Annotated in this window: 5 protein-coding genes; all 5 read right to left on the bottom strand. The window is 37.7% G+C overall.

The genetic code is table 11. The features are described 5' to 3' along the window. Positions 1 to 496 precede the first annotated feature (496 nt). A complete protein-coding gene (locus I8U27_RS18905) occupies positions 497 to 2,890 on the bottom strand; it encodes a pPIWI_RE module domain-containing protein (protein ID WP_181754621.1) in 2,394 nt (797 codons plus the stop codon). Next, positions 2,880 to 5,984, bottom strand: a complete 3,105-nt coding sequence (locus I8U27_RS18900; protein WP_181754620.1) for a pPIWI_RE_Z domain-containing protein — start codon at positions 5,982 to 5,984, stop codon at positions 2,880 to 2,882. Before I8U27_RS18900 ends, I8U27_RS18905 begins: the two co-directional genes overlap by 11 nt. Then, entirely contained in the window at positions 5,981 to 7,054 is a 1,074-nt protein-coding gene (locus I8U27_RS18895) for a restriction endonuclease-related protein (protein WP_181754619.1), read from the bottom strand. Before I8U27_RS18895 ends, I8U27_RS18900 begins: the two co-directional genes overlap by 4 nt. 837 nt (positions 7,055 to 7,891) lie before the next feature. Continuing rightward, a complete protein-coding gene (locus tag I8U27_RS18890; protein WP_181754618.1) occupies positions 7,892 to 8,398 on the bottom strand; it encodes an HNH endonuclease in 507 nt (168 codons plus the stop codon). 335 nt (positions 8,399 to 8,733) lie between these two features. Further along, on the bottom strand, positions 8,734 to 14,199 hold the full coding sequence (mads8, locus tag I8U27_RS18885) for a methylation-associated defense system ATP-binding protein MAD8 (RefSeq protein ID WP_181754617.1): 5,466 nt from the start codon (positions 14,197 to 14,199) through the stop codon (positions 8,734 to 8,736). Positions 14,200 to 14,209 lie beyond the last annotated feature (10 nt).

Below are 14,209 nucleotides of genomic sequence, written 5' to 3'. Positions count from 1 at the left end.
GATGGTCCGTCATCTCAGCCTCAAGGACCTCTTGTAGCGTTTTTCCAAAGAGATCCTTTAACGTGTTATGAACTTCTTCTACCGTCTTACAATTTTTGGATATCTCTTGAGCCAATTTTGTTCGAGCATTTTGCATAAATGGTCAACTCCTTACAGGAAGTTATTACCATTTACACAAAATTAATTACATACTCTCCAATTGCTTATTATAACGTTCCAAAAATCCACATTTTGTTACATTGGAAATCTGGAATCTCCAATATTACGGAGATTCCTTTTTCATTGCCACATATACCATCATATTAGCTTATGCAGAACCAGCAAATTCACCATAATACTCTTTTCTAGCTTACTCGGCAACTTTGACGGCTTCATCCAGTTCCCTATAGTAACCGAAGCTCTTGTACACCGCTTTGAGAAGTATCGCTTCGTCATGTCATCCCCTAACGTTTGACACATTTGATGATTCTAATACCACCATGTCCCAGCGTGAAGACTATCTTACACCAACCAAGTTTTTGTTTACCCTTAGTATAGCTTCAATATATTTTTCAACCGCAAACAAACGATGAAGAGGCGCAGGATAAATTGTATGTTTATTAAAAGTCAAATTCGCACGTCGCCAATAGTGAAGTTGTGTAATCGCATCTTCGATTTCAGTTCCATCCCATTTATCACTCATAGGCAAATATTCTATCAGATTCGGCTGAACAATTGGTTCTCTAGGGTCTGTAACTTTGGTGAAAAGGGTGGCTACCTGAGCGGTGTCTGGCTTCTGAGATAAGCTATAATATGCTCCATCATGCGAAATGAAAAGCCCAGCATCAAAGCAATAGTCTTTCCCTGCAACGCTATTATGATAATCTGGTACATATTCTCCTGTTGTCATTCTCACAATACGAAGCCGATCTCTTAGATTAAGCAATTCCGGGCGATTAAATTTCCATTCACCTGAAACTAAATGCTTGTCTTGAACAGATGAATAAAGCTTTGAAAGCGGCAAGCGATCGATCAGCAAATGCCATATACCTTGATACTGATTCAACACATCAATAATGGCTTTTTCAATAAAAGCCTCTTTTTCTTTAGTTAACCTATCAGTAGACAAACTTTTTATTAAAACGCCTGCTTCTGTTATTAATTCGTGTAACGAGCGCCAGGTACCATCATCACCTTCAACTCTAAAGGAAACACCAGCATCATATTTAGCCAGTAGAACTCTATCTTGATTTGAATATTTGTTAGTTGTAAACGCACTAATAAATAACCAGTTCTTTTGAAAATCCGCTTTTTTAAGATTGTTCGAAAATATCCCGAAATCACTTAACAAGTCTAATAAGGCACTATTAACTCTATGTTTTAGATGCTTCTCATTTTCTGGGTACAAAAATTGAGTCAATTGCCCCGATTCGAGAAAGGATACACGAAGCGCATTTTTAGGATCTAAAGAAGGATTTGCAGCCCAGGTTTTTTTATGATTTATTTCAACAATGGACCCATCTGCGGCCGGGACACCTTTTATCTTTCTTTTCATCGCTGAAATCGAGCGGTGTGGATAGTCTGGATCAAGATCAAAGACAACTCCACTATCAGGCACATGGCGAAGGGTTAACAGAAAATCCCCTTTATCAGATGAAACTTTAAATTTACCATCGCCAATAGATTGAACTCCCTTTTTTATTTTATTCGTTTCATCTAGTAGACTTTGATACAAAAATTCAGACATGTGGCAGTTTACAGAAATAGGGCGAGCTTTATTTATTACAACCGGAAAAGGTTCATAGCCATGTCCTCTCTCTTTGATTTTCAGATTTTTAGCCGTTGGAATTTGCTTGAGGTCAGGAAACACTTGTTTAAAAAGTTCCAATAGCTGTTTTCTTTCTGATAAACCCATTCCTCCTGTTACTACTTCACCATTTAATGAAGATGCATACAATGACGGATTGTACAGTAGAAGTGCACAAACTTCATTGTTTATATTTTGGTATTTGGATGGATCATTTAATAAATCCTTGATATCAAACGGTTGTTCCAAGAACATGTTCAAATACTTCATGCAATCATGGTCACGCCATGTTAAAAACATCTCTTTTTCATCATTTTTTTTCTCTATTGGCAAGGGTATAAAGGGACTTAATCCCTGACCAGCAACTCGTAGCAAAACGGACCCTCCTGTATCTTTGCAGACTTGCAGTGGATCAATAATAGGTGTCAACACATATTTATGGGTGGTTGTATAGATATATAGATAACGCTTATCGGGTTCATTTGCTCTAGTTTGGACAGCAAATTCAATTCCATACGAAAAGCCTTTGTACGGGCTAGTCATACACCCATGTCGTTGCAGTTTTAAAGGAAAAAAAGGAAGATCCTTTTCAAAAAGTTGACTTTTCTTATCTTTATCATAGTACATCGCTTTAAATGGTTTAGCCTTTAATGCAAATTTGCGAGCAATATAAGCCGGTAACCATGTAAATATATTTCCCCTAGTCACACCTAATTCTTTCCATCCTTTTTCTTGCTCTACGATCTTCCATTCAGCATCATCAATATTAAGATTAACAATTACACCAAATTTTTTAAGATGGCGCTGAAAATGATGGGCAAGATAGTCTAGATTTATCGGACTAAAAGACACGATCATAGGCATCACCCCATGATAGACAGCTTCGTCCAGTCGCATATAGAGTATATCGGGATAATGGCTTGCTAGTTCATTGCGCAAACGGCTTGGGATCCCCACTTTTTTATGGTTTCCAGATTCAAAATCCGGCCATAAAACTCTCTTCCAAGTCTTTGGAAGAAAGAAACAATAAACAGGTTCAGTTGGCCAATCAAATTCAGAAACATCAAAAGCCATAAGCTCTAAAACATGTTGATCATTGATCATGATATTCCAACTCCTTTTTGCTTTTTTCTTCTTGAAGCAGTTTTTCGAGTGAATCAATAAATGGCCCATATAAATCTTGAAATAACTCTTTTTCCTTATGTGGCAAAAACATCTGATACCATGTCTCCAACAATGAAGGAACATCACTGTCGGAAGTATAGCTTTTATCTATATAGGTCACACGCGCGGGCACTCCGCCACGAACCAGTCTTCCTATCATCTGCCAAATAGGTACAAACAAATACCACGCTAAGCTTAACCGTTCAAATTCAGACAAGCCATTCCAAAAGTCCGGCTTTGCATACATTGTGGAAAATATAGTATTGCATTTACGTCTAAGTTCAGCTAATGCTTTTTTTCCTACAAATCCCTGTCTTTTGATAGTTTGAGTGATATTCGGAACTATACTGTGTAAATAAGATAAAATATAGCTGATGTCGTTTGGAGGTGGATAAGGACGGCTAAGGAAAAAAGCTGTTCCGTATTTTGCATTTTTATCTGTCCCCAACAAATTCACACCACGGTTCATTGCAGATATAGGTGCAAGAAGCACATCAGTCTCTTTAGCTACTCGTTCAAGCTGACTTCGCGTAATTTGAACATTTGGATGTGTCACTTTCCTTGTGAGAGATTTGAAGCTCCAGCTCTGCTTCTCTAAGTACTGATCATCAATAAGGGTAAGACTATCATCATAGGAGTTAGAAACAAGCAATACTCCTCTTTCTCTATTCCATGAAAGTATCTCCGCTTCAATTAAACTAGGTAATTGAGCAGCAACCTGCCGCAACGCTATTTCCCTCAATTCTAGCGGTTGACCAGATATCCGAATAAATTTACCTGTATTATCTACCAACGGCAAGACTTTTTGCTCGAGGCTTGTTGCCTTTTTGTTTGATGTCAACAGCCATGAATAAGAAGTTGGTAAAGCATAATGAGTCGGTAATGGAGCCAAAGTTGTTCCTGACAATAAAACAACTCCTGGCCCTTTGCTTTCTCCACAGTACATAAATAAATCGGGCATCCGATACAATAATGTCCTTCCAACAGTCGAGTACTCGACTAATTTGAATACATATCGGTTTTTATCGGTGTCTTCAACAAGCCTGTACCCGTACTTATATCCTAAAACGGGAGTGGGGAGATGAGGCAGGAGACTATATTTTTGCATTGTTGACGGAAGATCTAAATCAAGTTCCGGTACATAACTTAATAAATCAGGATAATTGTTGGTTATATAAGCAAAACTCGATTCAAGCCTACACAACCATAAGTAAAAACGCCATTCACTTTCTACCTGAACTGTTTCATGTTTCCGCAAGACCTTAGGTGCTCCCGAAAAAGAATACAAATCGATTTCCTTATCGAGAAACTGCTCAATCTTATCTAACCAGCCTGGATGTTTTCTCCATGCTCTTTCTTCTCTAAACGGGCACTCATTCCACGTTTTAAGAACCTCTATGAACTTGTGTTCTTCTTTCTCTGATGAAAACAATTCTGACACCTTGTTTAATACTCTTTGATGCCAGAGATATTTAAAAGCTACTGTACTTTTTAATTTTCGTTTTAATTTTGGGGATTCCAAAATTACCTGGAATAGGTTTCGTGCAGAATCAGCTAAAGCATCGCACTTTCTTGCATATGTTGTAATAAATTCTCCACCAGGCTCATAAAACCCATGGATAGCTTCACGCACCTTACGGACAGAGTCTTCGATTAAATATCCACCATCACCAAGTAAGCTGAAGTCATTGATAAATTGTTCATCAAACATTTTTTGAATGGCATCTGCTTCATCCGCAAAAACAACATCCAACTCTTCATAAAAAAGTTCATATATACTTGGATTATCTTTTCTAAGATTCTTGGGTATTGATGAATGGAGTAAACTACCTGGAGTGGCGATCCAAATATCAGCTTGATCTAACATTGATTGCTGCTTATATATACCGCAATGAGATGCCATAGGGCAAAGTAAAGTAGTGCTTTTAGCCTTGGCTCTATATAAGCGTTGGCAAGGGTAATCATTACTAATGGTTTCATCATTGGCTAATGCTTCTACCAAACATAAAGATGAAATGTCTTCGAAACAATTGTCATTAGCAATATCCTCTATAGATAGATTTGCACTGGATAAACGCTCTTGTTCATGTTTCCGGCGATCTGTTTTCCCGATAATGGTTGCAACCCTCAACCCCAAAGCCCTTAATTCTTCAGCTCGTTTCAAAACATTCGAAACACTAGACTCGATAAATCCGACTTTTATTTTCTTTTTGGTTACGAGTTCATAAGTAACCGTGACCATCCATGTAGACTTTCCCGCACCCAATCCTCCAAGAATATGTATAAGATTAGAAAATTCTATTTCCATTTGTTGTTTAAGCGGTACTAAGTTAAGCTTTTTCAGCCTTTCTGTATAACTTGGCTCATAACCATTTTGCTGAAGAGCTTTGTCCATCCTTTGACCAATCTTCTTCCAATCAGTATTAGCAGGGATAGTAACTTTTTTCTTTTTAGTTCTTTTTTTAGTTTCTTTTTTTACATCTATCGCCAAGTTTTCTGATATTTGAATAAAATATTGCTCATCCCTTGTTGGACGGTCATACATATGGATTTCTCCGGACTTAGCAAATTTCTTTGTTGTTTCAACTCGTGGTATGCTTTTTCTTAAAACCGCTTCATAGTACTTTGTTCGGTTTGAACAGCAAATTGGCGCAATTTTCCGATCCTCTAATCGGCCTTCTTTATCGATTGCATATAAACAGTATTTTTCTTCTACGGCTTTGTACTCTTCTAATGCCTTCTCCCACACCGCATTATTTTGAAAATGATTGATAAGCAGCCGTAATCGACGAAAGTCATTGATATTTCCTTTAGTATGTAGAATCAATGTTTCCCAACCTTCAAATAGAGCACTATAATCTTTAACCGGCCATTCTTGTAATCCGTTTATATAACATGTATATAAAGTAAACTCCGTTTGCAAAAAAACATTACGCTTTTTTTTACCCTCTTTTGTATCATCAAACGGTAATCCCTTAAAATAATTAGCTCCACTTTCGCCTTCAAGTAATGGAACAAAACCTAGACGGCTCATCTAAACTTCTCCTTCGGTTCTAACATTCGTAATAATTGGTTTTCGGATACAGCTTGAATTTGATACTTCTTAGTTTGACTATTTACTTGTTCCAAATAGCCATCAAAGGCATACTCATTAGGAACAACAAATTTAGCACGATTAGTTTGAAAAGGTTCGCGTTTTGAATTACTTAACTTATTGATGTACTCCACCAAGTGCCTAGGCCGCTTAAAACATTTAACATCTAAATCTAGAGTGCCACTTTTTAAATAAACCCGTATATCAAACTCATCCTTTTCAGGATAAAGCTCTACTTCGTATCTTTGAGATAGCCTTTGATAAATTCTACTCTCGGGAATGCCTGGCACTAAGATAAATCTATGAATACCCGGAAGCAACCGATACACTTGATCTTCAGAAGAAAAATTGAAGTTCTCCGCCAATTGGAGTGACCATTTAGATAAATAGTATCCTTCCAATTCACTACACGTATTGGAACGTCCACATCGCCATTGCCCATTATGTATTGATAAACTCCACCCGCAACATGGACATTTTTTATGAATATACCATTCATCAAAAGGCTCATAACAAGACAGATATTGATGCCTTATAAAACTATCCACTATCTTTCCAGCAGCTTCAGTTAATGTTTTTTGATTAATTACTGCCAAGTGTGAATTAGTTAACAGACTTCTAAAAAGAACATAACCATGTTGTTCATCTTCCTCACGGCAATAGGTTAGAACCTTTAATACCGGGCGCTCCTGAAAATCCTCTGGTAAACCATAAGCTTCAAGGAACCATTCAGCTTCTCGACTCAGACCACCTTCCTCCCATAATGGAGATAATGGATCAAATATATCGTTGTTACCCAGCCAGTGCTCCGAAGGTTCTACCAAATAACGTAGCCATTCATTAACGCCAAGAGCCGGATATTTACCTATTTGTAATAAATGCTTAGTTAAACGTCTTCGTGCTACTGTAACTATATCGGGTATTACTGCATTACTTGATCTCAAATAATAATTAAACTGGATAAGTGCTCTTATTTGTATATAGATTAATTCTTGCAATTCATTTGACATGTTATAACATCCCTTATAATTACTATTTTGACATTGATTATAAATATATCCAAAAAGAATATACAATAGTGCATTTTTCCTATTTTTATATTGAATATAATTTAAATAAGATATTAACTTAACTTAGATCAACTCATTCTTCTGACAGTCTTGCTTTTTCTTTGTATTTTGGCCATTAATTTCAAAAGTTAAATTTCCCTAATCTTTCAGTCATCGGAGAACCAATTCCCTTTAATCTAGTGAAAGGTTCGCAACCCACCCCCAACCACAATTTTCCATACAAAAAAACCCCCGCTTCCGCAGAGGTTTCCTTTGGTGCTGGAGACAGGACTCGAACCTGCGACCCCTTCATTACGAGTGAAGTGCGAGAGTGAGATTCTCTATCCCCTTGAAAGTAGCAGAGTTTAAGGGAGAGATATACCTTTTATAGCAGTGAGACTACTTCAATACAATAGTGTTAAGTCCAGTATAGAAGCGGTTTTAGGCATCCGTCAATGTTTGTGACACCTTCATTGTAAAGAAGATAGCTTCCTTTTCTCTTATTCTCACCAACTCCTTACTTCAAACGCTCTCTTGTCAAATCACTTCACTACTTTTGAAGTAGGCTGCTTGAGTACTTCTCCTATTCTCTAACAGTAACTTCCTCTCTAGGATCTCTACTCTCTGCCTTTACTAATAAATTGGTAGGACAAAGATGTCCAAACAATCTGCTGTTACATTCTCTGCGCATCTTGAGAAATAAAAAATGTCCCCTATAAGGGAATGTAACTTGAGTATACAAAGGTAGATGAGGCTATGAAAAAGAGAGCCTATGATAAAATCTCAGTATGATTTTGATTAAGCGATATTTCCAGAGAACTCTCCAAAATACTTCGCTCTAGCTTCATACGCTACCTTATTTGCTTCCTCAACGTCTTTGTAGTATCCAAAGTTCTTCATCTTACCGTTAATCTTTAGTCTCACTTGATACTTATCTCGGCTCTTCATATAGTAGACATTTCGATATCCAGAGGCGGCATGACTACCTCTTCTGTTCCTCTGGTTCTCTTGGTGTGTAGCCACTCTCAAATTACACCTTCTATTGTCTTGTCTGTTTCCGTTCCTATGGTCCACTAGTAAACCATCTGGCTCTCCCATTAAAATCCTGTGGATAAACTGTGTGTGATTTCGTCCATCTTTCTGAAATTGGTGAACTAGATATCCATCTTGATTTACTCGTAAGGTGTTTTTGAGGTTCAGAAGTAAATCTAGATCAGCTGTATCAAATAAGAACTCAAACTCCTCACCTTTTCTATGTGCATACACTTTCAAGATTTTATCAGCTATAATGTATCTATTCTTCATTTCCCGTACCTCCTGATTTTGTAGAGGAAACGTAACCAGTTGGTACAGGGAAGTCAAGTTATTAGCAACACAAAATAAAGCCAGCCCAAAAAGGAGCTATCATATAATTCATACCTATATATAATTCTTAGGCAGGAGATGAAAAGCCATTGATTTGCTGAGAAGTGATTTTTGTCTATCAAGTCTATGGAAGCTAACCATAGATAAACAAAAAACCCTACCAATCTTATCATAAACACGGTAGGGTTCCTGCAATCGAAACACGATATTTTTAACTAGCTCAATTATACTAACTCAACAACACCTTGTGCCTTATACCCTCATTCGTTGAGAAATTAAATCTTAACGGCTGTTTTAGTTCCTCCACCATGCTGGGTGACTCTTGGTCGACATTTTATCTTTACTGCACCTTTTGTGAAGGAATCATCACTAGCCTTACTTGACCATACATAGGCTTCTCCTGTTCCGAGCCAACTCATTTTTTCAGGAGTTAATTCACTAAGTGCAGCATTGGCCTTTTGAATATGCTTGAGCCAAGCTGGCGAGTTGAATTTATGCATAATAATTTGTGTAGAAAATTCAATTAGAGAGATAGGAACTGACGGAGGATCTTGAGAAGCCACCATAATACTTGTACCTTTATGCCTCATTTCCCTTACTACTTCCACAAGTTCTGACACTAAGTCATCATTTTCGATGTATTTGTGCGCCTCGTCAAATACAACTAGCTTATTAAATGGTTGGTTTTCGAATTTTGCCTCAGAAAAAATCTGCAACATAACCACAAATAGTCCAAGTGCCTCATCTTTTTCAATATACTCATCACGTAGGTCTACAATAATTAATCTACCAGGTCTTATAAGAGACTGAAGACTTTGCGAATCGTCAATGTACTCTCCAGCAAACTGTAGACGTGTTAAAGCTAATTCCTTAAGATGATCAGATAGACTAGAATCGTTGATACCATTTTTTAATGCACTCAACGTTAAATTATTTCTTAATCGCCTCATTATTTGGGTGACTTGACGCATATACATACTCTGGTTACCGACAGCCCCCATTAAGAACTTCCAATGAGTAGCCTTGAGTTCGGAAGATGAAAAAGCAATTGGTCTCACTTCAATATCTGGATACTCTGCCTGACGCTCCTCAAGCTTGTCTGCTGGTGTGAGAATTAGAACATCCTTAAGAGCTTGTGGATTGCCAGCAAATCGCTCTCTAAGAATATTAACTTCAGTTTCTACGGCATTTGCATGAATCATAGAAGTAAACTCAGGTGCATAATCTTGCGTTGGACTATAATGGAAAATGACAGTTGCTAGTGGACTGGGGAGAGTATTCACATTCTCAATAGGCATAGTAGCCATCTCGACCACAGTACCCAAAGTATAACTTTTCCCACCACCCTGAACTCCAAATAGACTAATTGTATTTGTCTGATTTAAATCTATCGCAACTTTTCTGCTGGCTACTTCACCTAAGATACCATACTGTGGAGAATCTTCACTGACTCCTAATATGACATCATAATCAACTGAAGTTTTTTCCTTCACCTTACTCTTCTCATCTATTTTTCCAGAAGTAAGTTTTTCATCTTGACTGCTCTCTTTTGCTGAAGAGGTATATTCAGCGAATGGATCTATTATTATTTCATTTCCTTCGTCTGCATCTTGTTGTACCAAATTGAGATCAGTTTTCTTTTGCTTATACTCATTATTTCTCGAGGATTCAGCCGCTAAAGACTGCTTACTACTTTGCTTATCCTCATTTTCATCTTTTACTGATGATATAACTTGTTCTTCAACAGTAGTAATCCGTTCTCGATTTGGAGCAATAAAAGCCGCTGTCTGCAATTTTGGTACTTCTGGAATGAAAAGATCACTGAGAGACTGGCTTGTAGCCCCATTCTCCTCACTTGTTTGAGCATCTCTTTTAACACGACAACCTTCTAATAATGCATGAATTAAATCTCTTCCGATTCTATGGAATTCAATCCCTACCTCATTGTCTGGAGACTCTGTTCCATTCTTCTCAAAGTCAAAAATTAAAGCACAACGTTGGAATCGAAGAGTATAGCCGTTTTCTATAGACTGTAAAAATTCTCTTGCTTCCTGTGCTGCTTCAGAGTCAAAAATCCCGTATCGGATCGCCCGTTCCAGATAAAACTTAAGGATTTGCTCTAACTCTCGACTTTTTAATAAACGATCTGGACGGTCAGGAGACTTCCACGATGGGTCAAAATGCCGCTGTAGAATCCTCTCGCTTTGATTAATCTGTTGAGTAATTCTTTCTTTTAATTGATTATACGCAGCAAGACTACCAACTTCAGAGTAACACTTTACTTCAATCAAATTACAGGTAATGTTTTTTTGCTTCAAATCAAGATCAAATAGGGCAAGATCTGTCCTTTGATAATTAAAAACATCCTCCCCACTGTTTTCTCCTGCAGCACGATACAATTCAATATGGGCATCAAGCGGGACAATAATTTGATTTGACAAAGCACCTTGATACTCCAAATAAAGTCGAGCTAATGCTAATCCAAGAGCCTCTGCTTGTTGTGTAGGTGCAGAGATCAGTTTTAAAGCGAGCTGACCTGAAAGAGAGCGAAGATGGGACAAGATTTCAGCTGCTTGATCTTGTCCAACAGATAAACCATGACTTTCCATGACAGGTTTTAACATGGTTACAAGTTCGTCTGTTGATCTCGAAGAGATAATTAAATTGTGTGACATCGGTGAGTCAGCACCTGGAACAAAATCAATAAGGTAATCTGGTCTATTCTTATATCCACCATGATCAAAAAACTCAATCCCCATATTTCGATCAATGGTTATTACCCAATCGCTAAGTTGATGTACTTCATGAATTAACTCCCTCTGTTCTACATTAAGGCCTAAAGTAATCATTGGAACTCCTTTAAAATTGGCACCTGACGTAGCAACAGCAGAAGTAGCTAAACAAAGACTTTTGTTTAGTGACGAAAGAAGCTTGAAAGCGGAATCTTTATTATCTGTTATCAGCCCATCACCAATAACAGGACTTTTATGCCAAAATGAGCCATTATCATCATCCACAAATTCACTCTGATAATCTTGTATTAATCCATAAAGAGGAACTAGGCTTTCTGTAGCTTCTTTGACACCTAATTCTTCTGCTGGAAATACATCAAGTAATATGCTGATATGTGCACTATACTGCTTAGTTTTGTTTCGAAAATCCGAAAAGGCATGTTTACCTAATTTCAATTTAGAGTGTAAGTGACTACCTGTAGAAACAGCAAAAATATCAGCTGCCTCATGTGCCAGATCGGAACCAAGTTTTAGCATTTCCTCAAGAACCTCACCTAATGACGGCTCATCTGGTTCAGCCGAAAATAGCCGTATATTATAGCGAAGATCTGAAAACTCTCGCTTCTGTTGTAAAGCAACTAATACCTCAGCAAGTACAGATCCAGTTCCAGGATTAAAAAAGTTAATGGATAGTTCTCGAACATAAGGATGTTGGGAAAGATATCGTTCAATCTTTGAAGCTAAGACATTAGCTGATAGTTCATTAACTGTAATAGTAGGCTCTGGTAAACCCAGTATTGTGCATATCTCAGCCAATAATCCTCTTGTATTATTTTCTGTAGTTGGTGCATACAGCCCCCAAAATGGGGTCAGATTGTCAACAGAAGCAAAGATACGGCCATCTTCAGCTGGTATACCCACAGGAAAGTGAAGAGGCTGAAGTTTCTTTAATAAAGCATCTCGAACAGAAGGAATATGATCTTTTCCACCATCTTTGAGTTGACGAATCCATTGTTGTCCCAGTTTTGTCCAAGCCGTCTGCCATAACACTCTTATAGGATGAGTTGGTGCAACAAGAATGGCTTCTTTCTGTCTTCCACGAAAATCTGTCATCACAACCTGAATGGAATCAACTGCCAATAACTTTCGAATCTGTTGCAGAATAATTTGTTGATCTGTACCAGATGAGGCTTGAGCTTGATCAGTTAATCTCTGTACTAAGTTAAGATAGGAGTTTGTATAGGACATACAGATTGGCTCTAAATCTCTAAAAGAAGTTGCTTGTACCACAAGCTCAAATGATCCTTTTCGAACAGCATTAAAAAATTCAGTCCTAGCTGCGAGAAAAGATTCTACTTCCATAGTAGATAGCAAAGAAGACTTTATTTCACTTAAATCCCCTGGCGAATTTCTATCGATGAATAATCTCCACCCAGAAAGGTGTTCTGGTTTAGAGAGTATTTGTTGCTCGATGTCTTTAAGTATTCGAGATACAGGAATTTGAACAGTACCTTCCCGACCAAATTTGGCCATCAAAACTTCTTCCTTGGAACCCCCTTTTTTGCCTCTTTCTAACCAACTGATTTCATTTAAAACAATATCATTAGGATCACGATCATCGTTCAACGCAGTCAATTGTAATCGTATTCTAGCGTGTTCTAAACTTTTTTCTTTAGGAATGGCTCTTTGGGGTCGAGAATCCTCAATAAATCCATCAAGCTTGACATAAAAAAGTTCACTCTCATTTGAACCCTTGGGAGAACCATAAGAATCTCTGTCTTCCACCATTGGAATTGGATCTCCCTCAGCAGTCCAAGGGAGAACACGGATATAGTGCCAACCTTCTTCGAAATCTACTTGATGCAGCTTTGTCAGCTGAACTGTAAATTTATTTCCCTTTTTTGATCCAACATTTACTTTCTTAGATTTTCCAACTAAGCTACCATCATGGGATAAAATTTGAATGGTAAAATGATCAAGTCCTCTAACCTTTGTTGGAGTTGGATTCACTTCAAAAACCACTTTTATCTTCTGACGTTTACTCGGAATTAAAACTTGTTGACCAATGAGTTCAGACAATTGTTCGTCAGATTCATCTTCCTTCACAACTGGCAAATCTGTTTCAACAACCACAATGTTGACAGTATCCAGCGACAATTCCTCTTTAAACTTCCACTTGTCATACGAAATGGACCACCACTTTCGATCCAACGTGATAGGGCGAGTCCATTTTTCTGGCTCCTGAATATCAAACTGCTCAAAAAACACATTCAGATAATCGATCAATGTCTTATCACTTAATCCTAAATCAGCAACTCGACCTCGAATCGATTTATGTGAACTCATTAACTGACGAACACACTCAAGATTTCTGTGGATTTTTCCATTAATTAATACTGGATCATGGAATAATTTAAAATCTGGAATGAGCATTAATTCATAAAGACTAGCTCCAAGCGTTTCACCATCTACACCATTTTCGATAGCAGTTAACAAATAGCGAACTTTTGCCACTTCATCTGCAAAAATCCAATTTTCTTCATCTAGCAACTGAAAAATGCTTCTTACATATCCTACAAGAGTTGCTGGCACACGCTCTAATAGTGCATCTATTAACTCTTTATACACCTCAGTAAATGATAGATCCTCAAATGTGGCCACTCCGAACGAGTCCTCAGCACTAGTACGTAGTGAAATGGGAATAAAAACAAGAAGTGGTGGTCGAAGCTCACCATTCGCTAAAGGATTTCTCAACTCAACAAGCTTTGTCGAAGTGATTCGATAAGAATCCATTTCCTGATTATTAGCTAAAATATATACATTCGCATCAGGCTGTTGCTTTCGTAGTTCAGAGCATACTAATTCCATAATATCGTCATCTAAGTCAGTAACCCGCATACAATGTCCTGGGGCTCGCTCATAAAGGATGGATTGGATCTGGGGGCATAAAATAGCTGCAATAGCATCGTTTTGCTTGTTTACGTCTAATTCCTTAAATGTATGACTCATCTTTATCTCC

The organism is Paenactinomyces guangxiensis, from assembly GCF_016055185.1.
Lineage (GTDB): Bacteria > Bacillota > Bacilli > Thermoactinomycetales > Thermoactinomycetaceae > Paenactinomyces > Paenactinomyces guangxiensis.
Note: the sequence above shows the minus strand (reverse complement) of the source record. Positions and strands in the feature narration are given on the sequence as shown.